Here is a 22800-nt window from a genome sequence, read left to right as displayed (position 1 = left end):
TCGACTCGCCAGCGTAACGAAAGCGCCGGATAGTCCCTGAAACTTCCGGGGGAGCTCGTCGCGTGGATATCCGGCTCAACTTCATCAACAGATCGAACGACACCCACAACACGCAGGTACTGTTCTATTCGGAGAACCTGCCCCCTGCCCAAGCGGGTCCCGCAGCCGCCTGGAAGGTGATTCGCAATTGCGGGCCGGGCAGCAATCACCCCTTCACCGTTCCGGCGGCTTCGCAGATCAGCTATCTCGACAGCGACGGCAATTACACGCCGCGCCTGCCGGCCGAGCCCGGCCAGAGCTTCACAGCGACCTTCACCAATGCCGGTGACACGATCCAGATGACTGGTCCGGCGAGCAACCCCCAGGCAATCGAGCTGATCAATACCCTGCCGAGCGGAGCGATCACCGCGCAGATCTACAAGGACGGCAGGCTATATTCGGGCGGTGCCGTCATCCATCCGGGGGCAAGGGCCGAGTTCGTGCTGGAACCCCGGCTCTGGATCGGCACCTTCTCCCATATGACGCCGGCGGATTCGCCGGTTCCGATCAGCGTGGCGCAGGACAATAGCGAGATCTCGCTGCTCGGCATCGCCAGCGCCGATATCGTGATGACCGGCAGTGGCCCGGGCGACGAGGCCTCGCCCTTCCAGTTCACCCTGCAAAATATCGTAATGGCCTGAGGGGCTTTGTTCGGCGCACCGGCTCGGCTATCCCGGCGCGGCAATGCCTCATCTCTATCTCGTCGATGGCTCCGGCTATATCTTCCGCGCCTATCATCGGCTGCCGCCGCTCACCAACAAGCATGGCGAGCCGGTGGGTGCCGTCTATGGCTATACGACCATGCTGTGGAAGCTGGTCGACACGCTGAACAAGGCCGACGGCCCGACTCACATGGCGGTGGTGCTCGACAAGAGCGAGCACACCTTCCGCAACGAGCTGTACGACCAGTACAAGGCGCACCGCCCGCCGGCGCCCGAGGATCTGGTGCCCCAGTTCCCGATGATCCGCGACGCGACGCGCGCCTTCTCGCTGCCCTGCATCGAGGAAGCCGGCTGGGAAGCCGACGATTTGATCGCCAGCTATACCAAGGCGGCGCTGGCCCAGGGCTGGCAGGTGACCATCGTCAGCTCCGACAAGGACCTGATGCAGCTGATGACCGATCCGTCGGTCGACATGCTCGACACGATGAACAACCGGCGGCTGGGCCCGGCGGACACCGAGGAGAAGTTCGGCGTCGGCCCGGAGAAGCTGGGCGAAGTGCTGGCGCTGATGGGCGACAGTGTCGACAATGTTCCCGGCGTGAAGGGCATCGGCCCCAAGACCGCCGCCAAGCTGATCCAGGAGTTCGGCACGGTCGAGGCGGTGCTGGAGGCGGCACCGGCGATGAAGCCGTCCAAGATGCGCGACAATCTGATCGAGCATGCCGATATGGCGCGGCTGTCGCACCAGCTGGTGCAGCTCGCGAGCGACGTGCCGCTGCCCGAGCCGCTCGAGGATTTCGCGCTGCAGGGCATCCCGGATGCGCCGCTGCGCGCCTTCCTCGAGCATCACGGCTTCCGCACCCTGCTCAACCGGCTGTCGGCGGTGGCCGAGGCGCCGGTCGAGACGCATGAGACGCCGGGGCTGGAGGAAGACCCGCCCTGCAATCACGACGGCTATGAGACGGTCACCGACGAGACCGCGCTCGATCGCTGGATCACCATCGCCAGGCATCAGGGCTGGGTCGCGATCGATACCGAGACGACCGGCGTCGATGCGACGCGCGCCGAGCTGGTCGGCGTGTCGATGGCGCTGCACCCCAACCTCGCCTGCTATATTCCGCTCGGCCATGGCGGTACCGACATGTTCGCCGAGAAGCCGGTGCAGATCGATCGCTCGGTGGCGATCGCCAGGCTGAAGCCGCTGCTCGAGGACCCCGCGGTCCTCAAGATCGGGCACAATCTGAAGTACGACATGATCGTGCTGGGCCGTGTCGGGATCGATGTCGCGCCCTATGACGACACGATCGTGATGAGCTTCGACCTCGATGCCGGCCTGCACGGCCACGGCATGGACGAACTGGCGGCGACGCACCTATCGCACAGCTGCATCGCCTACAAGGACGTGGTCGGCACGGGGAAGAACCAGCTCGGCTTCGGCCAGGTCGATCTCAAGGCCGCCACCCGTTACGCCGCCGAGGATGCCGACGTCACGCTGCGGCTGTGGCGGCGCTTCAAGCCGCGGCTGGCCTATGAAGGCTCGACCCGCGTCTATGAGATGGTCGACCGGCCGCTGGTCTCGGTGATCGCCGGCATGGAGCGCGAGGGCATCAAGGTGGATGCGCAGGTCCTCCACAAGCTCTCGACCGACTTCTCGCACCAGATCGCGGCGCTGGAGGAAGAGATCCACGGCATTGCCGGGTTCAAGTTCACCATCGGCAGCCCCAAGCAGCTCGGCGACGTCCTCTTCGACAAGATGGGGATCAAGGGCGGGCGCAAGGGCAAGTCCGGCGTCTATTCGACGGACGTCAACGAGCTCGAGCGGATCGCGGCGGACAAGGATTCGCCGGGCCGCGAGATGGTGCTCAAGGTGCTCGACTGGCGCCAGCTCACCAAGCTCAAGTCGACCTACACCGATGCGCTGCAGGCGCAGATCAATCCGGCGACCGGCCGCGTGCATACGAGCTATTCGCTCACCGGCGCGCAGACCGGGCGATTGAGCTCGACCGACCCCAATCTCCAGAACATCCCGATCCGCACCGAGACCGGCCGCCAGATCCGCGACGCCTTTGTGGCGGAGCCGGGCAATGTCATCCTCTCGGCCGACTATTCGCAGATCGAACTGCGGCTGGCCGCGCATATCGCCGATGTGCCGGCGCTGCGCGAAGCCTTCGAGCAGGGCGAGGACATCCACAACCGTACCGCGATGGAGCTGTTCGGCGAAGTGAACCGCGACACCCGCGGCCGCGCCAAGACGATCAACTTCGCGATCCTCTACGGCATCTCGCGCTGGGGCCTGGCCGGGCGGCTCGACGTGACGCCCGACGAGGCGCAGGCGATGATCAACCGCTATTTCGAGCGCTTCCCGGGCATCAACCGCTACATCGCCGACACGCTGAGCCTCGCCAAGGAGCGCGGCTACACCACCACTTTGTTCGGCCGGAAGACGCACTTTCCGCGGCTCAAGGCCTCCAACCCGAACGAGCGCGCCGGCAGCGAGCGCGCGGCGATCAACGCGCCGATCCAGGGCACCAGCGCCGACATCATCAAGCGCGCCATGGCGCGGATGAGCCCGGCCCTGCTCGAAGCGGGGCTGCCCAATGTGAAGATGCTGCTCCAGGTGCATGACGAACTGGTGTTCGAGCTGCCCGAGGGGGATGTGGAGGCCGCCAAGCCGGTCATTCAGCGGGTGATGGCGACCGCGGCCGAGCCGGCGGTGAAGCTGACCGTGCCGCTCGGCGTCGAGATCGGTGTGGGCCCGAGCTGGGGCGCGGCGCATTGAGCGAGGCCGTGACCGCGCCTTCCGGCGGTGAGGACATCAATGCGCTCGCCAAGGGCGGGCGGACCAACATGCTGGGCTTCATCATCCGGCTGGTCGCGCGCCTGCCCTTCCTGTTCATCGCGGGCCGCGCCTATGGCCCGGACATTGTCGGCCGCTACGCGATCGCGGTGCTGGTGATCGAAGTCGCCGCGCTGCTCGCCACGCTCGGCCTCAAGCGCGGACTGGCCCAGGCGCTGGCCCGCACCGACCGGCCCCATGCCCATGTCGTATGGGACGCGATGGTGGTGGCGCTGATCGCCTCGCTGATCGCCAGCGGAGTGCTGGTCCTCTTCCCCCAGGCGATGTTCCCCAACAGCCCGGTGACCGGGCTCGAGCCGCTGCTCGCGCTGGTGGTGCTGTGCCCGGCCCTGTCCGACGTGGCGCTCTCGGCCTGCGCCTATCGCCACAATATCGGCGCCGCGGTGACCGCGCGGGCGATCATCGAGCCCTGGACGATCAGCATCGCCGCCTGGGGCTTCTCCTATGTCTCGGCACGCGATGGGCTGCTTTACGCCTATGCGCTGTCGATGATCGCCGCGCTTGGTGCCTCGATCGTGCCGTTCGTCAAGGATTACGGCCTGCCGCATGGCTGGCGTCCGCGGCCCTCCTCGATCTGGGGGCTGGCGCGCGCCAACGCCCCGCTCGCCGGCGCCGACGCGATCGAATGGGCGACGCGCAATGTCGATCGCTTCATCCTCGCGCTGCTGTTCAGCCCGGCGGTGGTCGGCGTCTATTACATGGCGCAGCAGGTCGCCTCGGTGCCGCAGCGGCTCAAGTCGAGCTTCGATCCGATCCTGGGGCCGGTCGTCACCAAGGCGCTGGCCGAGGACGACAAGGTGGCGGTGGCCAAGCAGGTCCGCCAGGTCGGCTTCTGGGTGACCAGCGCGCAGGCGGCACTCGCCGTGATGTTCTCGATCCCCGCCGAGGGCGTGATGGGGCTGATCGGCAAGGAGTTCGTGATCGGCGCGGGTGCCCTGTGCATCCTGCTCGTCGCCGAGGTGCTCGCCTCGACCGGCGCGGTCTGCGAGACCGGGCTGGTCTATATCGCCCGGCACAAGAACCTGGCGATCTCGGTCTGCGTGCTGCTGCTGCAGATCGTGCTGAGCTTCGTCTTCGTGGTGGTGGCGCGGACCGAGGGCTGGTCCGAGCCGATCCAGGCCGCCGGCCCTGCACTGGCGCTCGCCGTGTCGCTGACCATCGGATCGGCGGTGAAGGCCACGCTGCTCTACCGGCTTACCGGCGCACCTGTCGTCTCGATCCGGCCGAGCTTCTTCGCCGCGATCGCGATCGCCTGCCTGGTCGGCGGCGCGTTCACTTCGCTGCCCAAGAGCGCCGAATGGGCCGAGCTGAGCTTCGGCATGCCGGCGATCCTGGTCACTTACCTGTTCGTGATCATCAAGTTCGGCTTCGGCCCCGAGGACAAGGCGCTGTTCCGCAAGATGCCGCGCGCGGGCGAAGCGACGCTGCCGACCGAAGAGAAACTGTAAGCCCCCTCCCCCGAAAGGGAGGGGGGAGATCGGATCAGTGCCGGAAGTGGCGCATGCCGGTGAAGATCATCGCGAGCCCGGCTTCGTCGGCGGCGGCAATGACTTCATCATCGCGGATCGAGCCGCCCGGCTGGATCACCGCGGTGGCTCCCGCCTCCACAGCCGCCAGCAGACCGTCGGCGAAGGGGAAGAAGGCGTCCGAGGCCACGGCCGAGCCGATCGTGCGGGTCTCGTCCCAGCCGGCCTTTTCGGCGGCGTCCTTGGCCTTCCACGCAGCGATGCGCGCCGATTCCAGACGGTTCATCTGGCCGGCGCCGACGCCCGCGGTCGAGCCGTCCTTGGCATAGACGATCGCGTTCGACTTGACGTGCTTGGCCACCGTCCAGGCGAACAGGCAGTCGGCGAGTTCCTGGGGCGTCGGCTCTCGCTTAGTGACCAGTTTAAGATCACCGCCGATGGTCAAATCACGCTGCAGATTCACGGGCCGGCCCGGGATACCGATCCCGCCATTGTCGCGGCTCTGGACCAGCCAGCCGCCGGTGATCGACTTGGCCATCAGGCCCGGGCGCTTCGGATCGGGCAGGCCGCCGGTGAGCAGCAGGCGCAGGTTCTTCTTGGCGGCGAACAGCGCGAGCGCCTCCTCATCGGCCCCCGGCGCGACCACGACTTCGGTGAAGATCGAGGTGATCTGCTCGGCCGTAGCGCGATCGAGCGGGCGGTTGACCGCGATGATGCCGCCGAACGCCGAGACGGTGTCGCAGGCAAAGGCAGCCGCATAGGCCTCGGCCAGCGTGTCCGCGCTCGCCACGCCGCAGGGATTGGCGTGCTTGACGATCACCACGCTCGGCGGGCCATCACGGAATTCGCTGATCAGCTCTAGCGCCGCGTCGGCGTCGTTGTAATTGTTGTAGCTCAGCTCCTTGCCCTGCACCTGGCGCGCCTGGCCGATGCCCTGCGCCGCCGGGCCGGTCGCGGCATAGAAGGCGGCCGACTGGTGCGGGTTCTCGCCATAGCGGAGCGCCGCGCCGCGCTTGAGGCTGAGGTTGAGCATCTCGGGGAAGGCCTCGCCCTGATCGGCGAAGGCGAACCAGCTCGAGATCATCGAGTCATAGGCGGCGGTGGCGGCATAGGCCTTGGCGGCGAACTTGCGGCGCTGCTCGAGCGTCGTCGTGGCACCGTGCACCAGCGGATAATCGGCCGGATCGGTGAGGATCACGACGCTCTCATGGTTCTTCGCGGCCGAGCGGACCATCGACGGGCCGCCGATATCGATATTCTCGATAATCGTCTCGCGATCGGCGCCGCGCGCCACGGTCTGGGCGAAGGGATAAAGGTTCACCACGACGAGATCGATCGCGCCGATTTCATGCTCGGCCATCGAGGCCTCGTGCTCGGCATTGCCGCGCACCGCGAGCAGGCCGCCATGGACCTTGGGGTGCAACGTCTTCACCCGACCGTCCATCATCTCGGGAAAGCCGGTGAGATCAGAGATGTCGCGAACGGCCAGCCCGGCATCGCGCAGGGCAGTGGCGGTGCCGCCGGTCGAGACTAGCTCGACACCCTGTGCGGCAAGCGCGGTTGCGAGTTCGACGATCCCGGTCTTGTCGGAGACGGAGAGTAGCGCACGGCTGATCTTGATCTGGTCCATGCGGCATGCCCCTCTACGGATCAAGGCGGTGCTGGCAACCCCTAGTCGTCAAGTTCGACGCGGATGCAGGGGATAAAGTCGCCCCCGCCCTCATCGCGGCGGTGCCAGATCTCGACGACGTTATAGTGATGGAAATAGCCATCGGCCTCGATCGCAAGATATTCGCCGATACGGGGAAGAAAGCCGAATTCGCTGGTGAGGAACGGCTCAAGGTCGTCCTTGCCCTGGAATATCTCGACCCGCGCCACCTATTTCGCCCTGTGAAACAGCCAGCTCACATTGGCGCCGCCCGCCAGCGATTCACCGGTAATGACGAGCTGCTTGGTCGCCATCGGCTTGCCGGCGCCGTCGATCCAGATCGAATCCTCGAACGCCAGCGAACCGCCCTTGCAGCGGAACTGCCAGAGATGGCCGCTCGGCAGGCGCAGGATCGCGGCCTGCCCGTCCGCAGTCGGCGAGATCTCGACCTGGGGGGCGAGGTGGAAGCGGATCGCGAAGGGCGTGTTGGCCTTGCGCTTCCGCTTGTCGGCGGGGAGCAGCATGTCCTCGCCGCGCACGTCGCGCCCGTCGCCGCCCAGCGCGATCAACCGGCGATGGGTGAAGCCGAGGCGGCGGACATAACCGTCATGGCTGGCCTCGACCCGGCTGCCATTCTCGCTCTCGGTACGCGCCAGCTCGACTTCGACGACGCCGCGGCCAAGCGAGCCGTCGGGATGAATCGCGGTGGAGTTGCTGTCGGCGAGCACCAGCGTGGAGTGCGCGGCAGTGGTCCGCAGCCCTTCGGTGAGCGCGTTCGGCAACGAAGCCGTCGCCATGTTCGCGCCACCGCAATTGACCACGATCCGGTGCGGTCCGTCGGAAAGCTCGAAGGCAAGCGTCGAGGCGCAACCGCCGGCGGCAAGCCGGGCGAGCGGCGGCGGGGCCGCATCGATGATCAGCACGGTGCTGCCGGCGTTCAGCCGCTGATAGCCCCATTCGCGCGCCTGCTTGAGCGGGCGGGTACGCACACCGGTCGCCTCCACGACCTGCTCGATCATCGCGCCGGAAACCGGGGCGCAGCCCTGCCAGCTGCCCAGCCCCTTGTCGCCATGGCAGACGCCGAGCAGCGCGGTGACCATGCGGTTCAGCGCCGAGGCGACAAAGGCGGGCGGCTCGAGCCGGCGCGCTTCATAGGCGTTGGACAGGATCGCCAGCAGCTGCACCGCGTCGAGCTGGCCCCAGGGCGAGCGGCCGACGGTGCCGCCATCGTCGAACATCGACTGTTCGAGCGCGCGCTTGAGCCCGGTCTCGCCGAAGGAGCGGCGCGGATCGCCGCCCGGGATCATCAGCCCGGCGACGAGCACGCCGCACCAGGCCGCGATCCGCCCCGGTCCAGGGGCGACGCGATCGGCGGCGCGGTCGAGGTGGCGCGCGCCCTTGGCCAGCGCGTGGAGCACCGAGGAGCGATAGACGAGGTCGTTGGCCGAGAGGATCAGCGGCGCATGCGCCGTCCAGGCGAGGATGCGCCGGCCGACCAGATCGGCCCGCCATGCCGGCTCGGAAACCTTGTCGCCATGTGCCGACAGCCAGCGCTGCATCAGCGCCTCGGCGATCGGCGCGGCGGTGACGCGGGTGGTGACGCTCGACAGGTCGCGCAGCCAGCCAAAGCCGTGGAGATACTCGCCCATCGCCACCGACCAGTCCGGCCGGGCGAAATCGAGACTGGCGATCGAGCGCTGCTCGCCGCGGAAGCAGACGGCGCCGTCGAGCAGGGCATTGCCGCGCTCGACATCGCCGAAGAACGGGTCTTCGCCAACCGCGATCAGCTTGAGGGGGTGCCGGCCCTTCAGGCGCATATTGTGGAGCGGGCTCCGCCAGGCGAGGCGCTGGAAATGTTCGGACAGCCGCTCGGCGAGGCTGAGGCCGCGCTCGCCGCCGGTGCGGATGAGCCGCTTGCCCTGCTCGACTCCGTCGGCCCCGGAGTCGATCGGTTGGTCATTCACCCGCCTCGTAGCGCGGCGATGTTCGCCGCGTACTGACCCGGCCCGCCGGTGAAGGTCGCGGTGCCGGCGACGAGTGCGTCGGCACCTGCCGCGATCGCGCGCGGTGCGGTCTCGCGATCGATGCCGCCATCGACCTCGAGGTCGATCGCGCGGCCGCTGGCATCGATCCGCTTGCGCAACTCGGCGATCTTGCCGAGCTGGCTCTCGATGAACTTCTGCCCGCCGAAGCCGGGGTTGACGCTCATCACCAGGATCAGGTCGATCATGTCCATGACATAGTCGACCGACTCCACCGGCGTGGACGGATTGAGCACCACGCCGGCGCGCTTGCCCAGGCCCTTGATGGTCTGGAGCGTGCGGTGGAGGTGCGGGCCTGACTCGGGATGCACCGAGATGCAGTCGGCGCCCGCATCGGCGAAGGCCTGGAGCATCGGATCGACCGGCGCAATCATCAGGTGGACGTCGAACGGCTTGGCGGTGTGCGGGCGGAGCGCCTTGATCACCGCCGGGCCGATCGTGATGTTGGGGACGAAATGCCCGTCCATCACGTCGACATGGATCCAGTCGGCGCCGGCGGCGTCGATGGCGCGGACTTCCTCGCCCAATTTGGCGAAATCGGCGGAGAGGATCGAAGGTGCGATGCGGACGGCCATGACAAAGCCTTAGGCACCCCGCGATTCGCGCGCAACCTTATCAGGCCATGCGGACCAGCCGCGCGATGAAGAAGCCGTCCAGCCCGCCGGCATCCGCCAGCATTCCCGGCAGCAACCGCAGCGTTCCATCTTCCTTCGCATGCACGCCCTGAGGCAGCTCCTCCGACGCGATCGGCGCAATTTTATATCGCGGGTCGCGCAGGAGGAAGGATTCGAGCTGCTCTTCGCCCTCCGACGGTTCCAGCGAGCAAGTCGCGTATACCAGCGTGCCGCCGGGCCTTACCCACTCGGCCGCGCGGGCGAGCAATTTGCCCTGCAACTCGGCCATCTCGCGGATCAGGCTGGGCCGTACCCGGTGGAGCACATCGGGGTGGCGGCGGAAGATGCCCGTCGCGCTGCACGGCGCATCGAGCAGGATCGCATCCACCGGCCCCGAAGGCGCCCATTTCAGGAGATCGGCCTCGACCACCTGCGCTTCAAGACCGGTGCGCTCCAGATTCTCGTGAAGTCGCGCCAGACGACTTTCCGACACGTCCACGGACGTCACCTGCCAGCCCGCCGCCGCCAATTGCAGCGTCTTGCCCCCCGGCGCCGCGCACAGGTCGAGCACCGTGCCCGCGCCCTTGCCCAAAAGCCGCGCCGGCATCGAGGCGGCGAGATCCTGCACCCACCAGTCGCCCTCGGCATAGCCCGGCAGCATCGCCACCGGCCCCTTCTCGTCGAGACGAAGCTGGCCGGCGATCAGGCTGGTGCCGGGCAGGTCTGGCATGACCGCGGGATCGCGCAGCGTCAGATCGAGCGGCGGCGGCACCGCGATCGCGCGCTCGGCATCCTCGATCATCTGGTCGCCCCAGGCGGCGTGCCAGCGCAGCGCCACCGCATCGGGCAGCGCCGGCGGCTCGGGCAGGGTCACGCCCTGGCGGACCAAAGTGCCGAACACGCCATGGACCAGCTTGCGCGGACCGCCATCGACCAAGGGCAGCACGGTGGAGATCGCGGCATGGCCCGGTGTGCCGAGCGCCAGCGCCTGCACCAAAGCGATGCGCAAGGCGAAGCGCGCCTTGGCATCCTCGGGTAGCGTCTGCCTGGTCGCCGAATCGATCAGCGCATCGAGATCGGGCAAGCGGCGCAGCACTTCGGCGGCAATCGCATGGGCAAGCCCGCGATCATTGGGCGCGAGACCCTGCGCCGCCGAATCGAGCGCCTGCTCCAGCGCCAGCCCGCGCCGGAGCACCGCATCGAGCAGCTTCAGCGCCGCGCGACGGGTGGGGACGCCGGGGCCATCGGGCGCGGACTGGCGGGGATTGGGGCGACGTGGGGGCTTCACTTGACCTCGTGGATTGGAAGGACGATCTGCAGCCTATGGCCCAGCGCCCCGCAAATGTGAAACCGCCTGCGTATCTGACGCCCAGCCCGCCCGTGCCCAAGCCCGCGCCGGCGGAGAAGGAGCCCGATGCGCTCGACCCGACTCGCTATGGCGATTGGGAGCGCAAGGGTATCGCCGTCGACTTCTAGCATGTTCCCCGGCGAAGGCCGGGGTCCCGTTGCCATGTCGTTCGAGAGGTTCCCGCGCCATCGACAGTGCGCCGAGACTGGGCCCCGGCCTTCGCCGGGGAACTGGGCCGGGGAACTGGGTGGTGGCTGACCCAGAACTTCTTCTTCCTCTTCTTCCTCGTCATCCCCGCGAAGGCGGGGATCCATTGCCGCTGAATGCAGTGAGTCTCACCAAAACCAGCCAGAATGGATTCCCGCCTTCGCGGGAATGACGGAATTTGGAAGGAATTGAGGAAGGTTACTCCCCCAGCGCCGTCAGCAGCTTGAGCACCGTGTTCCAGTTGCGGCCGGTATTGGCGTGGGCGAGCTTGGCCTTCTGCATCGCGGGAATCAGGTTCGAGCGGGCCTGGCCTTCGGGGAAATCGGTGAACAGCTCGCGGCCGAGGATCACCATCCGCTCGGGGCCGTCATGGCTTTCGAGGAGCTTGTCGATCGCCGCCTGGCTTGGCGGTTCGCGGTGGAAGGTGACGACGAGAAAGCTCGGGCGCTCCTCGGCTTCCTTCGGGAAGGGATTGGCCGCGACCAGCGTCGCAAGATCGGCGCGATTGCGGACATAGACATCGGACTTGAGCCCGGTCGCCTTTTCCAGCGCGGCATGGAGATCGCGCTCGAGTGCCTCAGGCGTGGCGTCCCCCGCTTCGAACACGACATTGCCCGAGGCGAGGATCGTCTTCACCTGGGTGAAGCCGAGCCCCTCGACCACGGCCTTGAGCTCCGCCGATTTGAGCTGGCGCTTGCCGAGGTTGATCCCCCGCAGCATCGCCGCCCATTTCACAGCTTTTCTTCCCGCAAGGGGCGGCTGAGCAAGGCTTCGACCACCTTGGCCACCGGCGCGCCTTCGAGCAGCGCGTTGACCGCTTCGGTGACCGGCATGTCGACTCCGGCATCGCGGGCGGCTTCGCGGAGGACGGGCGCGGTGAAGGCACCTTCGGCCACGGTCTTGCGATCGGCCATCAACTCGGCGGCGCTCCGGCCCTGCCCCAGCCCGAGGCCGAGCGAGAAGTTGCGCGAATTGGTGGAGGAGCAGGTGAGGACGAGATCGCCAAGGCCCGACAGGCCGGTGAGCGTTTCCGCCTGGGCACCGCGGGCCATGCCGAAGCGGGTCATCTCGGCAAAGCCGCGCGCGATCAGCGCGGCGCGGGCGTTGAGCCCGAGCCCGGCGCCCTCGACCACGCCGCAGGCGATGGCGAGGACGTTCTTGACCGCGCCGCCGATCTCCGCGCCGACGACATCGTCCGAGCCATAGGTGCGGAAGGCCGGGCCGGCGAGGCGATCGGACAGGCGCGTGCGCAGCGCCTCATGCTCGCAGGCGAGCGTGACGGCAGTGGGCTTACCGGCGGCGACCTCGTGCGCGAAGGTGGGGCCGGAGAGCACCGCGAGCGGGGCATCGGGCGCGACCTGGTGCGCGACTTCGCCGACCAGCAGCTTGGTGCCGGCCTCGATCCCCTTGGCGCAGAGTACCAGCAGCGTGTTGCCGACCGGGGTTTCGGACAGGACCGCGCGGACATGCTGGGCGGGGGCGACGACCAGCAGCGCTTCCATGCCGGCCAGATCGGCGAGGTTGCCGGTGGCGCGGATGCTCGGGCTGAGCGGGACGTTGGCGAGGAACAGATCGTTGCTGTGGCGCGCGTTGACGCTCTCGACCACTTCCGGCTCGCGCGCCCAGAGCAGCACGTCCTGCTCGCCGCGTGCCGCGACCTGGGCGAGCGCCGTGCCCCAGGCACCGCCGCCGATGACGCCAATCTTCATGCCTTTACTCCCGCACCACGGACCTTTTCCGCATCCGGATCGAGCGGCCAGCGCGGCCGCGCCGCCACGTCGAGCGGATCGCTGAAACCGGCGAGGAAGCGTTCGGCTCCCGCCCAGCCGATCATCGCCGCATTATCGGTGCACAGCCAGAGCGGCGGCGCGACGAAGCGCAGGTTCGATTCGACGGCAAGCTGCTCCAATGCGGTGCGCACCGCCTTGTTCGCGGCGACCCCGCCGGCGACGACCAAAGCGGTCGCTTCGACCCGCTCGATGGCGCGGCGGGTGCGATCGATCAGGCAATCGACCACCGCCTGCTGGAAGGACGCGGCGATATCCTCGGCGCTGTAGAGGCCGACCTTGCGGGCGACATCGCTCTTGAGGCCGGCGAAGGAGAAATGCGGCTCGGCCGAACCGAGCAACGGGCGGGGCAGCGGCACCGCCTTGGGGTTGCCGCGCGCGGCGGCTTCCTCGACCGCCGGGCCGCCGGGAAAGCCGAGGCCGAGCATCTTGGCGGTCTTGTCGAAGGCTTCGCCGGCGGCATCGTCGATCGTGGTGGCGAGACGCTGATATTTGCCGACGCCCTCGACCAGCAGCAGCTGGCAATGGCCGCCCGAGACGAGCAGCAGCAGATAGGGGAAGTGGAGATCGGGATCGGTGAGGCGCGGCGACAGGCCGTGCCCTTCGAGATGGTTGACCGCGATCAGCGGCTTGTTGCCGGCGAGCGCCAGCGCCTTGCCGGTGACCAGGCCAACCATGACGCCACCGATCAGCCCGGGGCCGGCGGTGGCGGCGATCGCATCGACATCGGCGAGGGTGACGCCGGCTTCCTCGAACGCACCCTGGATCAGCGGGCCGATCGCCTCGACATGCGCGCGCGCCGCGATTTCGGGGACGACGCCGCCATAGGGACGATGCGCGGCTTCCTGGCGCGCAAGCTTGTGCGCCAGCACCTGCCGATCGGTGGTGACCAGGGCGGCGGCGGTTTCATCGCAACTCGATTCGAGGCCGAGGATCAGGGCCATTGTGTTCTCTTCATGCTCCGTTGGTTGCGCATCTAGGGTGTCGCGGAGCGATTGTCGAAGTGGCGGGGGGATTTTGGTGGGTGTGGGGCGTCTTGCCCGCAGCGATCGTCATCCCCGCGCAGGCGGGGATCCATTGCCGCTGCGTTCGGTGAGACTCACTGCGGCCAGCCAGAATGGATCCCCGCCTTCGCGGGGATGACGGCGGAGGGGTATACGCTTCAATATCAGCCGAGGAAGCAGTTTGGAGCAGCCGCTTCGACAAGCGGCGCATCAGCCGGTAAGGCATTTCGCATGACCGTTTTCAAACTCGGGACGCGGGGTTCGCCGCTGGCGCTGGCACAGGCGAACATGGTGCGCGATGCGCTGATGGCGGCGCATGGCCTGCCCGATTCCGCCTTCGAGATCGTCGTGATCAAGACCACCGGCGACAAGGTGCAGGACCGCGCGCTCGCCGAGATCGGCGGCAAGGCGCTGTGGACCAAGGAACTCGACCGGGCGCTGCTCGCCGGCGAGATCGATGCCTGCGTCCATTCGATGAAGGACGTCGAGACCTTCCGCACCGACATGATCGCGATCGCCGCGATGCTGCCGCGCGCCGATGTGCGCGACCGGCTGGTGGGGGCCGAATCGATCGACGCGATCCCGCAGGGCGGCGTGCTCGGCACCAGCTCGCCACGCCGCGCCGCCCAGGTGCGGAAACTGCGGCCGGACCTCAGGACGGTGCTGTTCCGCGGCAATGTCGATACGCGGCTGGCCAGGCTGGCCGCCGGCGAGGCCGATGCGACGCTGCTGGCGGCGGCGGGGCTGGCGCGGCTGGGACGTCATGACGTCGGCGTCGAGATCCCCACCAATGTGATGCTGCCGGCACCGGCACAGGGCGCGGTGGGCGTGGAAATCCGCGCCGACGACGCGCATGCCCGCGAGCTGGTAGGCGCGATCGACGATGCGGTGACGCATGGCTGTGTCTCCGCCGAGCGGGCGCTGCTCGCGGCGTTGAAGGCCGATTGCCATTCGCCGGTGGCGGCGCTGGCGACCATCGAGGGCGGCATATTGACGCTCGAGGCCGAGCTGCTGAGCGAGGATGGCACCGCGCATGTCCATGGCGCGATCGAAGGCGCGCCACTCGACCATGACCTGCCGGCGGCACTGGCGCGCGACCTGCTCGAGCGCGCGCCCGAAACGGTGCGCCGCCTGTTCGAGGGATGAGCCGGCCGATCGCCGTGCTCCGGCCCGAGCCCGGCAACCGCGTGACCGCGGCGGCGATCGAGGCGGCGGGGCGGACGGCGATCCGGCTGCCGCTGTTCGCGGCGGCGCCGGTGGCGTGGGACGCGCCCGATCCGGCCGGGTTCGACGCGCTGCTGCTGACCAGCGCCAATGCGCTGCGCCACGGGGGCGGCCAGCTGGGCGGGCTGCTCGGGCTGCCGGTATATGCGGTGGGGCGGGTGACCGCCGAGGCCGCGGCGCGGGCGGGCTTCCGGGTGGCGCATGTCGGGGAAGGCGGCGCGGACGCGCTGGTCGTCGCGGCCGAGGCGGCGGGGGTGACGCGGGCGCTGTGGCTGGGCGGGCGCGAGGCGGTGTTGCGGGCGGGCGGCGTAGTGACGCGGGCGATCCCCGTCTATGCCAGCGCGCCGCTCGACGTTGCGCCCGGGCAGGCGGTGCGGCTGCGCGGCAGTGTGGCGCTGGTCCAGTCGGCGCGGGCCGGGGCGCGGCTCGCCGAGCTGGTGGCGCCCGACCACCGCGCGATCACCAGCATCGCCGCGATCAGCGCGCGGGCGGCCGCGGCGGCGGGCACCGGCTGGCGGCGGGTCGAAGTCGCCGGCGACATGCGGCCGGACACGCTGATCGCGCTTGCGCTGCACCTCGCCGATTGACCGGGCGGGTGCGGGCAGCGATTAAGGGCATATGAGCGACGAGACCCTCGCGCCCCAGCCGCGCGTGCCGTGGTGGCGGAGCGCCAGCCTGATCGGCACCATCGCCTTTACCGCCGGCATCGGCGTGAGCATCGGCGCGGTCGGCCTGGCCGGCGGATTTTCCCCGCGCGCGCCGGCGCCCGCGCCGCTGCCCGCGCCTGCCAGCGTGTCCGTGCCGGCGCTGCCGCCGGGCACCGACCTGGCGACGCTGGCGGCGCGCGAGACGATGCTGGCGGGCAAGCTCGACCAGATCGAGCTGCGCATCCGCGATTCCGAGGCGAGTTCGCGGGGAGCCGCGGCCTATGCGACGCGGGCGGAACGGATCCTGGTGGCCTTTGCGACGCGGCGCGCGATCGAGCGCGGCCAGCCGCTGGGGCCGCTCGAGGGGCAGCTCAAGCAGCGCTTCGGCGAGCGGAACGGCGAATCGGTCGCCGCGATCCTGCGCGCGGCGGCACAGCCGGTGACGCTGGAGGATTTGCGGCTCGCGCTCGATACGCTGGCGGTGCGGCTGGCGAACGATCCCAACGACAGTTTGTGGAACAAGGTGCGGCGGATGCTCGGCAACCTGGTGGTGCTGCGCCAGGCCGATACGCCGAGCCCGCTGCCGGCCGAGCGGCTGCGCCGGGCGCGGCGCGCGCTCGATCGCGGCGATGTCGAGGCGGCGCTGGCGGAAGTGGCGCACATGCCGGGCGTGTCGAGCGCCGAGAGCTGGACCGCGGCGGCGCGGCGCTATGTCGCGGCGCGGGTGGCGCTCACCGATATCGAGCGGGCGGCGATGGATACGCCGCCGCCTGCGCCCCCGGCGGGATAGCCGCATCCTATACCCCATGAAGCCATCCCGACACGCAGCGGGATGCGGAGCCGTTAGGACGGCCGAGAACTAGAGAAGGACGAGGAAATGGCGGAGATGGGCCGGTTCGACTGGGCGGATCCCTTCGGGCTCGATGCGCAGCTGACCGATGAGGAGCGGATGGTCCGCGATGCCGCGCGGGACTACGCGCAGGGCGAGCTGCTGCCGCGAGTGACGCGGGCCTATCTCGACGAGCATTTCGACCGCGAGATCATGTCCGAGATGGGCGCGCTGGGGCTGCTCGGCGCGACGATTCCCGAGGCCTATGGCGGCGCGGGGCTGGGCTATGTGTCCTACGGGCTGGTGGCGCGCGAGGTCGAGCGGGTCGATTCGGGCTATCGCTCGGCGATGTCGGTGCAGAGCTCGCTCGTGATGCACCCGATCAGCGCATACGGCACCGAGGAACAGAAGCGGAAATACCTCCCCAAGCTGGCGACCGGCGAATGGGTCGGCTGTTTCGGGCTGACCGAGCCGGATGCCGGCTCGGACCCGGGCGGCATGCGTACCCGCGCGGCGAAGATCGACGGCGGCTATCGCCTCACCGGCTCGAAGATGTGGATCACCAACTCGCCGATCGCCGACGTGTTCGTCGTCTGGGCGAAGAGCGAGGCGCATGGCGGCGGGATCAAGGGATTCGTGCTCGAAAAGGGCATGAAGGGGCTCTCCGCGCCGAAGATCGAGGGCAAGCTGTCGCTCCGCGCGTCGATCACCGGCGAGATCGTGATGGACGGCGTCGAAGTGGGCGAGGACGCGCTGCTGCCCGAGGTGCAGGGGCTCAAGGGGCCGTTCGGCTGCCTCAACCGCGCGCGCTACGGCATCGCCTGGGGCAGCATGGGCGCCGCCGAGGCCTGCTTCCACGCCGCGCGGCAATACACGCTCGACCGCGCCCAGTTCGGCAAGCCGCTCGCCGCCAACCAGCTGGTCCAGCTCAAGCTCGCCAACATGGAGACCGAGATCGCGCTCGGCCTGCAGGCGGCGCTGCGGGCCGGACGCATGTTCGACGAGGGCACGCTCGCGCCCGAGGCGATCAGCATCATCAAGCGCAACAATTGCGGCAAGGCGCTCGACATCGCCCGCATCGCCCGCGACATGCATGGCGGCAACGGCATCTCGGCCGAATTCCATGTGCTGCGCCATGCGATCAACCTCGAGACGGTCAACACCTACGAAGGCACCCACGACGTCCACGGCCTGATCCTGGGCCGCGCGATCACCGGGATCGCGGCGTTCTGATGACGCCCGACCGGCAGCCGACCCTCGAAGGCGCGCTGGTGACGCTGCGTCCCAGCACGCCGGAGGACTGGAACGCGCTCTACGCGGTGGCGAGCGATCCGCTCGTCTGGGAAGTCCACCCGGCGCATGACCGCTGGCAGGAGCCGGTGTTCCGCGCCTATTTCGACGCCGGCCTGGCCAGTGGCGGCGCGCTGACGATCATCGACAAGGCCAGCGGCCAGGTGATCGGATCGTCGCGCTTCGACAATTGGGAGCCCGAGGCCGACGAGATCGAGATCGGCTGGACCTATCTCGCCCGCGCATTCTGGGGCGGGACGTACAACCGCGAGATCAAGCGGCTGATGCTCAATCATATCCACCGCTATGTGCGCACCGCGGTGTTCACCGTCGGCGTGGACAATGTGCGTTCGCGCAAGGCCATGGAGAAGATCGGCGGCACCGCGCGGCCGGGCATTGTCGACCGGCTGATGGCCGGCGAGATGAAGCCGCACCTGATCTACGAGATCCACCGGCCGTGAAGCCGCTGGAGGGGATCAGGGTCGTCGAGCTGGCGCGGATCCTCGCGGGACCCTGGTGCGGGCAGCTGCTCGCCGACCTGGGCGCCGAGGTGATCAAGATCGAGCGGCCGGGCGAAGGCGACGATACCCGCCATTGGGGCCCGCCCTTCCTGCACGACGCGGACGGCTCGACTCTTGACGCCGCCTATTTCCATGCCTGCAACCGCGGCAAGGAGAGCCGGGCGATCGACATCGCCACCCCGGAGGGGCAGGCGGCGGTGCGCGCGCTGGTGGCCGAGGCGGACGTCGTCATCGAGAACTACAAGGTCGGCGGGCTGGTCAAATACGGGCTCGACGCCGCGAGCCTGCGCGCGCTCAACCCGCGGCTGGTGGTCTGCTCGATCACCGGCTTCGGCCAGACCGGCCCCTATGCACCGCGCGCGGGATACGACTTCATCATCCAGGGCATGGGCGGCGCGATGAGCCTGACCGGCGAGCCCGACGGCGCGCCGCAAAAGGCCGGCATCGCCTATGCCGACATCTTCACCGGCGTCTATTCGGCGGTGGCGATCCTCGCGGCGCTGCGACGCCGTGACGCCACCGGGCAAGGCGCGCATATCGACATGGCGCTGCTCGACACCCAGGTGGGCGTACTCGCCAACCAGGCGCTCAATTGGATGGCCAACCCAGCCAAGGTGCCGGGGCGGATGGGCAACGGCCATGCGAACTTGGTGCCCTATCAGGCGTTCGACACCCGCGACGGCGCGTTGATCATCGCGGTGGGCAATGACTCGCAGTTCCGCAAGCTCTGCGGGGTGCTGGGGCTCGACTATGGCAGCGACCCGCGCTTCGCGACCAATCCGGCGCGGGTGATGAATCGCGATACGCTGATCCCGCTGCTCGACGCGGCGATCCGGCAATGGGCCAAGGCCGACCTGTACGAGGCACTGGAGGCCGAGGGCGTGCCGGCCGGGCCGATCAACAATGTCGGCGAAGTGTTCGCCGATCCGCAGGTGGTGGCGCGCGGCATGAGGATCGAGCGCGACGGGCTGCCGGGCATCGCCTCGCCTATCACGATCGACGGCGAGCGGATGGTGGCGGACCGGGCGAGCCCGAAGCGGCCTTAGGGGGCGATATAGGACACGCGTGCAATCCTCCCCCCGGGGGAGGATTGCAGTCGGATTCACCCGTCACCGCCTGACTGTTCCCCGGCGAAGGCCGGGCCCCAGTCGCAACGTCGTTCGAGAGTTCCTGCGCCATCGATGCTGCGCCGAAACTGGGCCCCGGCCTTCGCCGGGGAACGGTAACGCTGGAAAGCATTCCATCGTCATCCCTGCGCAGGCGGGGATCCATTCTGGCTGCCGAAGCGAGTCTCATTGCCCGCAGCGGCAATGGATCCCCGCCTGCGCGGGGATGACGGAGTAGCATGGCGACGGAGTGACAGGGCGGCGGATTACTGGGAGCGATAGGAGCGCGCGATAGGGACAGCCGCCTTCCCAAAGAAGAAGGGCGGCCCCTTTCGGGACCGCCCTCTTTCGTATCAGTCCTGACGAAAGATCAGAAATTGACCTTCGCGCCGACCGAGAAGCGGCGGCCATAGATGCCGTCGCCGGCCTGGACCGGGTTGTAGAGATACGCGCCATAGGTGACCGGATCATAGTCCGGCAGGCGATCGAACAGGTTCAGCACGTTCGCGTAGATCGTGAACTTGTCCGCGACCTTGGCGGTCATGTTGAGGTCGAAGGTGAAGTAGCTCTTCACGCGGCAACCGGTGTACGCGGGCGACGGCGCAAGGCCGCAATCCTTGTACGCATTGCCCTGGTCCATGGCCGAGAGGTCATAGCCCGAGGTGTAGTTGGCCGTACCGGTAACCGTGTAGTTGCCGATCGCGAAGCTGTTCATCCAGCTACCCTTCCAGCGGAAGGTGCCCGAACCCGCGGTGAGGTTGTAGTTGCCGAGCGTGTCGACATAGGTCTCGCGCGTGCCGTCTGCCAGCGTGGTGCTGAGCTCGAGCATGAGCGTGGCGTCGAGGTTGCTCGTCCAGGTCACCGCGCCGACGTTGAAGCGAGCGTTCGCTCCGAAGTCGATGCCTTCCGCCTTCTGGGTGTTGGCGTTGACATAGTGCGACTGGACATAGGCAACGCGCGGCAGCGCCGACGGGTTGGCCGGATCCACCGCATCCGGGATGACCGTGTAGCCAGCCGGGATCGCCTGGCCGGAATAATAGGCCTGGAGGGCCGCGGCCGACGACAGCGAGGTGATCGCGTCGGTCTTCTTGATGTTGAAGTAGTCAACCGAGAGCGACACGTTGCGCATCGGCGTGAACACCGCGCCCAGCGTGATGCTGCGCGACTTCTCCGGCTTCAGATCCGGCGAAGCGAGCGTGGTCTGGCCGTAGCTCGCGGTACGCAGATACTGCGGGCAGGCGGTGCTGAACGTCGCGACCGAGCAGCCATACTGGGCCAGGTACGCATCGTTGAACAGGCCGGCCGAGTTGGTCACGTAGCCGGTCGTCGGGAGTGCGTTCGACTCGCCGAAGGACGGGATACGGAAACCACGCGACCAGGTGCCGCGCACCGTCAGCATGTCGATCGGGGTGATCTTCGCGCCGACCTTGGGCGAGAAATAGCCCTGACCGGTCGAGTAATGGTCATAGCGACCCGACAGGTTGAGCTCGACCTGCTGGAGGATCGGCAGGCTCAGCTCGCCGAAGCCCGAGGTGACCGTGCGGTTGCCCTTGGTGCCGAACGCGTTGATCGTGAAGTAGCGCTGGGTCGGACCGTTGATGTCGCTGTTCGCCGAGGGCGAATCGACCGCTTCGTAGAAGAACGAACCGCCGAAGCCGAGCTGCGCCGGGCCACCCGGCAGCTCGAACAGCGACTTGTTGACGCTCGCCTGGACCTGGTAGAGATCCGAGGACGCATCGACGTTCAGTTCCGGCGCCAGATAGTTCAGCGTCGCCTGGCTGTTCGCCGCCGGGTTCACGAAGTTGTACGAACCGTCGGCGATCACATCCAGCAGGTGCTGGATATAGACATAGCCGTTCATCGTGCGACGCAGGTCGGTGTGCATCGCCGTCGCGTCGACCTTGTAGTTCCAGTCGTCGCCGAACGTGCCCTTGATGCCCGCGGCGGCACGGTACACGCGGCTGCGCGTCTCGTCCTGGCGGGTCAGGTTCGGCATCGCGCCGATGATCGTCGCCGTCTGGCCCGAAGCCGCGAACGGGTTGTTCGGGTTGAGCGTGCCGTTGGCCGCGGTGCAGTTCACGCGCGCGGCGCAGACATAGACCGGGAGGGTCAGCGCGCCCGAGCCGGGTGCGAAGGCGGCGCCGGTGCCACGCGTCGAGAACGGCGCATAGTAGATGCCGGCCGGCGCGTTGGCGTAGATCGACGAGGCAGCGCCGCTATACTGGCTGCGCGACTGCTGGAAGTTCACTTCGAGATAGGCTTCCGTCGAATCGCCGAAGGTCTTGGCGACATGCGCCGAGACGCCGAAGCGATCGACCTGCGGCGCGACCACGCCATACTGGTTGGTCAGGTCCTGCTGGCAGATCGAGGTCGGCAGCAGGCCGCTGGCCGCCTGCTGGGCGGCGGTCGTCTGGGTCAGGTTGCCATTGGCGCAGCCCGACTGGAGCAGCTGGTAGCGACCGCCCGAACCCGGCGCGGCATAGATGTTCGAACCGGCATAGGTCGGTGCGAAATTGTCGCCGTTCACCAGGTTGTTCGGTCCGCCGATGCTGGTCTGGTCGTCCGAGTTGAACGGCGCGCGCAGGTCCTTGGTGTAGACTGCGTCCGAGTGGAAATAGAAGCCGCTGATGTACGCGTTGAAGCCGTCACGATCGAGATCGCCGGTGCCGGCGGTGACCGAGAAGCGCTGGCTGGCGGCGATGCCGTCCTGCGAGACGCCGGCCTCGGCGCGGGCCGAGACGCCCTGGAAGCTGCGCTTGGTGATGATGTTGACCACGCCCGCGATCGCATCGGCGCCGTAGCTCGACGAAGCGCCGTCCTTGAGCACTTCGACGCGGTCGATGATGTCGTCCGGAATCGTGTTCAGATCGACGAAGTTGCGGGTCGCGTCGTCGGCGAGCGGATAATAGGCCGCGCGCATGCCGTCGAACAGCACCAGCGTCGAGTTGGTCGACAGGCCGCGCAGCGAGATCGCCGAGGCGCCGCCGGCGAACGCGCCGTTTGCCGAGAAGCTGTTGGTGAGCGTCGGGCCGTTATTGGCGGCGAGGCGCTGCAGGCCGTCCTGCACGGTGGTGATGCCCTTGGCATCGAGCGTGTCGGCGGTGACGGTGGTCACCGGCGAGGTGGTGACCTTGGTCGCGAAGAGCGAGCCGGTGACGACGATTTCGGGGGCTTCGTCGGCCGCCGGAGCGGTCTGGTCGGCGGTGGGGGTGGGAGCGGTGTCCTGCGCGAAGGCGGGGACGGCGAGGAGGCTGGTGGCCAGGGTCAGCGCCGACAAGGCGGTGCCTGCACGCAGCGTGCGAGCGATGTTACGCGTAAACATGATACCCTTTTCATACTGCCCCACGCGCACATTGCGTGGGTACGAACTGGCTCAAACCGCCTGAAACGGCATGTGCGGTGCGTTGGATGAGAGCAGGGGTTTCGCGCGTAAAGCGGCGGTTGGTATAAAGTTGCGCTTTGCCAATCGGCTGTATCCCGAAAGGCACGCATTTTTACTGGGTTGTTTC

General features: G+C 68.1%; 19 protein-coding genes. 10 read left to right on the top strand and 9 right to left on the bottom strand.

Annotated elements, in window-relative coordinates; all coding sequences use genetic code 11:
* Positions 1-62 precede the first annotated feature (62 nt).
* The 3 genes from AAHM44_RS05215 to AAHM44_RS05205 are packed head-to-tail and all read left to right on the top strand — an operon-like array spanning position 63 to position 5006.
* Positions 63-680 carry a hypothetical protein gene (locus AAHM44_RS05215; protein ID WP_269573287.1) on the top strand — a complete coding sequence of 206 codons (618 nt, stop codon included), beginning with the start codon at positions 63-65 and terminating at the stop codon, positions 678-680.
* A 43-nt stretch (positions 681-723) separates the two neighbouring features.
* Positions 724-3480 carry a DNA polymerase I gene (polA, locus tag AAHM44_RS05210; protein WP_342249274.1) on the top strand — a complete coding sequence of 919 codons (2757 nt, stop codon included), beginning with the start codon at positions 724-726 and terminating at the stop codon, positions 3478-3480.
* Entirely contained in the window at positions 3477-5006 is a 1530-nt protein-coding gene (locus AAHM44_RS05205) for a lipopolysaccharide biosynthesis protein (protein WP_446745954.1), read from the top strand. Before polA ends, AAHM44_RS05205 begins: the two co-directional genes overlap by 4 nt.
* A gap of 34 nt (positions 5007-5040) precedes the next feature.
* Here AAHM44_RS05205 and purH read toward each other — a convergent pair whose 3' ends face one another.
* The 5 genes from purH to AAHM44_RS05180 are packed head-to-tail and all read right to left on the bottom strand — an operon-like array spanning position 5041 to position 10616.
* The gene (purH, locus tag AAHM44_RS05200; protein WP_342249273.1) at positions 5041-6654 is read right to left on the bottom strand and encodes a bifunctional phosphoribosylaminoimidazolecarboxamide formyltransferase/IMP cyclohydrolase; all 1614 of its coding nucleotides are present in this window, start codon (positions 6652-6654) and stop codon (positions 5041-5043) included.
* Positions 6655-6695: 41 nt separating this feature from the next.
* Positions 6696-6902: a hypothetical protein gene (locus tag AAHM44_RS05195; protein ID WP_269573289.1), complete on the bottom strand. Its 207-nt coding sequence runs from the start codon at positions 6900-6902 to the stop codon at positions 6696-6698.
* Entirely contained in the window at positions 6903-8636 is a 1734-nt protein-coding gene (locus tag AAHM44_RS05190) for a heparinase II/III family protein (RefSeq protein WP_342249272.1), read from the bottom strand.
* Positions 8633-9289 (bottom strand): ribulose-phosphate 3-epimerase, encoded by a 657-nt coding sequence (rpe, locus tag AAHM44_RS05185; protein ID WP_269573291.1) that lies wholly within the window; start codon positions 9287-9289, stop codon positions 8633-8635. The genes AAHM44_RS05190 and rpe overlap by 4 nt, the downstream gene beginning before the upstream one ends.
* Before the next feature lie 40 nt (positions 9290-9329).
* Entirely contained in the window at positions 9330-10616 is a 1287-nt protein-coding gene (locus tag AAHM44_RS05180) for an RsmB/NOP family class I SAM-dependent RNA methyltransferase (protein WP_342249271.1), read from the bottom strand.
* Positions 10617-10651: 35 nt separating this feature from the next.
* On the opposite strand from AAHM44_RS05180, the gene AAHM44_RS05175 reads away from it, so the two are divergent.
* Complete coding sequence (locus AAHM44_RS05175) at positions 10652-10804, top strand: DUF1674 domain-containing protein (RefSeq protein ID WP_184163449.1); 153 nt, start codon at positions 10652-10654, stop codon at positions 10802-10804.
* 277 nt (positions 10805-11081) lie between these two features.
* Here the strand turns inward: AAHM44_RS05175 and AAHM44_RS05170 are convergent, their stop codons facing one another.
* The 3 genes from AAHM44_RS05170 to tsaD are packed head-to-tail and all read right to left on the bottom strand — an operon-like array spanning position 11082 to position 13614.
* Positions 11082-11603 carry a DUF1697 domain-containing protein gene (locus tag AAHM44_RS05170; protein WP_269573293.1) on the bottom strand — a complete coding sequence of 174 codons (522 nt, stop codon included), beginning with the start codon at positions 11601-11603 and terminating at the stop codon, positions 11082-11084.
* Positions 11604-11614: 11 nt separating this feature from the next.
* A complete protein-coding gene (locus AAHM44_RS05165) occupies positions 11615-12592 on the bottom strand; it encodes an NAD(P)H-dependent glycerol-3-phosphate dehydrogenase (protein ID WP_269573294.1) in 978 nt (325 codons plus the stop codon).
* Positions 12589-13614 carry a tRNA (adenosine(37)-N6)-threonylcarbamoyltransferase complex transferase subunit TsaD gene (gene tsaD / locus AAHM44_RS05160; protein WP_269573295.1) on the bottom strand — a complete coding sequence of 342 codons (1026 nt, stop codon included), beginning with the start codon at positions 13612-13614 and terminating at the stop codon, positions 12589-12591. The genes AAHM44_RS05165 and tsaD overlap by 4 nt, the downstream gene beginning before the upstream one ends.
* Before the next feature lie 291 nt (positions 13615-13905).
* Between tsaD and hemC the strand changes: the two genes are divergently transcribed.
* From hemC to AAHM44_RS05130, 6 genes are all read left to right on the top strand, one after another.
* On the top strand, positions 13906-14820 hold the full coding sequence (gene hemC, locus AAHM44_RS05155; RefSeq protein ID WP_342249270.1) for a hydroxymethylbilane synthase: 915 nt from the start codon (positions 13906-13908) through the stop codon (positions 14818-14820).
* The gene (locus AAHM44_RS05150; protein WP_342249269.1) at positions 14817-15485 is read left to right on the top strand and encodes a uroporphyrinogen-III synthase; all 669 of its coding nucleotides are present in this window, start codon (positions 14817-14819) and stop codon (positions 15483-15485) included. The genes hemC and AAHM44_RS05150 overlap by 4 nt, the downstream gene beginning before the upstream one ends.
* Before the next feature lie 31 nt (positions 15486-15516).
* The gene (locus tag AAHM44_RS05145; protein ID WP_269573298.1) at positions 15517-16335 is read left to right on the top strand and encodes a hypothetical protein; all 819 of its coding nucleotides are present in this window, start codon (positions 15517-15519) and stop codon (positions 16333-16335) included.
* A gap of 87 nt (positions 16336-16422) precedes the next feature.
* Positions 16423-17607 (top strand): acyl-CoA dehydrogenase, encoded by a 1185-nt coding sequence (locus AAHM44_RS05140; RefSeq protein ID WP_342249268.1) that lies wholly within the window; start codon positions 16423-16425, stop codon positions 17605-17607.
* Positions 17607-18125 carry a GNAT family N-acetyltransferase gene (locus AAHM44_RS05135; RefSeq protein ID WP_269573300.1) on the top strand — a complete coding sequence of 173 codons (519 nt, stop codon included), beginning with the start codon at positions 17607-17609 and terminating at the stop codon, positions 18123-18125. Before AAHM44_RS05140 ends, AAHM44_RS05135 begins: the two co-directional genes overlap by 1 nt.
* Positions 18122-19231 (top strand): CaiB/BaiF CoA transferase family protein, encoded by a 1110-nt coding sequence (locus AAHM44_RS05130; RefSeq protein ID WP_269573301.1) that lies wholly within the window; start codon positions 18122-18124, stop codon positions 19229-19231. Before AAHM44_RS05135 ends, AAHM44_RS05130 begins: the two co-directional genes overlap by 4 nt.
* A gap of 430 nt (positions 19232-19661) precedes the next feature.
* Here AAHM44_RS05130 and AAHM44_RS05125 read toward each other — a convergent pair whose 3' ends face one another.
* A complete protein-coding gene (locus AAHM44_RS05125) occupies positions 19662-22613 on the bottom strand; it encodes a TonB-dependent receptor domain-containing protein (protein ID WP_342249267.1) in 2952 nt (983 codons plus the stop codon).
* Positions 22614-22800 lie beyond the last annotated feature (187 nt).

It is taken from the genome of Sphingomonas sp. OTU376, from assembly GCF_038440415.1.
Classification (GTDB): Bacteria; Pseudomonadota; Alphaproteobacteria; order Sphingomonadales; family Sphingomonadaceae; genus Sphingomonas; species Sphingomonas kyeonggiensis_A.
This window is presented reverse-complemented; position numbering and strand designations above follow the sequence as displayed.

What these genes read in the sequence shown, in the direction of transcription:
- polA (WP_342249274.1), top strand. Translation starts at nt 724, where the DNA reads ATGCCTCATCTCTATCTCGTCGATGGCTCCGGCTATATCTTCCGCGCC.
- purH (WP_342249273.1), bottom strand. Translation starts at nt 6,654, where the DNA reads ATGGACCAGATCAAGATCAGCCGTGCGCTACTCTCCGTCTCCGACAAG.
- rpe (WP_269573291.1), bottom strand. Translation starts at nt 9,289, where the DNA reads ATGGCCGTCCGCATCGCACCTTCGATCCTCTCCGCCGATTTCGCCAAA.
- AAHM44_RS05175 (WP_184163449.1), top strand. Translation starts at nt 10,652, where the DNA reads ATGGCCCAGCGCCCCGCAAATGTGAAACCGCCTGCGTATCTGACGCCC.
- AAHM44_RS05170 (WP_269573293.1), bottom strand. Translation starts at nt 11,603, where the DNA reads ATGCTGCGGGGGATCAACCTCGGCAAGCGCCAGCTCAAATCGGCGGAG.
- AAHM44_RS05165 (WP_269573294.1), bottom strand. Translation starts at nt 12,592, where the DNA reads ATGAAGATTGGCGTCATCGGCGGCGGTGCCTGGGGCACGGCGCTCGCC.
- tsaD (WP_269573295.1), bottom strand. Translation starts at nt 13,614, where the DNA reads ATGGCCCTGATCCTCGGCCTCGAATCGAGTTGCGATGAAACCGCCGCC.
- hemC (WP_342249270.1), top strand. Translation starts at nt 13,906, where the DNA reads ATGACCGTTTTCAAACTCGGGACGCGGGGTTCGCCGCTGGCGCTGGCA.
- AAHM44_RS05150 (WP_342249269.1), top strand. Translation starts at nt 14,817, where the DNA reads ATGAGCCGGCCGATCGCCGTGCTCCGGCCCGAGCCCGGCAACCGCGTG.
- AAHM44_RS05145 (WP_269573298.1), top strand. Translation starts at nt 15,517, where the DNA reads ATGAGCGACGAGACCCTCGCGCCCCAGCCGCGCGTGCCGTGGTGGCGG.
- AAHM44_RS05140 (WP_342249268.1), top strand. Translation starts at nt 16,423, where the DNA reads ATGGCGGAGATGGGCCGGTTCGACTGGGCGGATCCCTTCGGGCTCGAT.
- AAHM44_RS05135 (WP_269573300.1), top strand. Translation starts at nt 17,607, where the DNA reads ATGACGCCCGACCGGCAGCCGACCCTCGAAGGCGCGCTGGTGACGCTG.
- AAHM44_RS05125 (WP_342249267.1), bottom strand. Translation starts at nt 22,613, where the DNA reads ATGTTTACGCGTAACATCGCTCGCACGCTGCGTGCAGGCACCGCCTTG.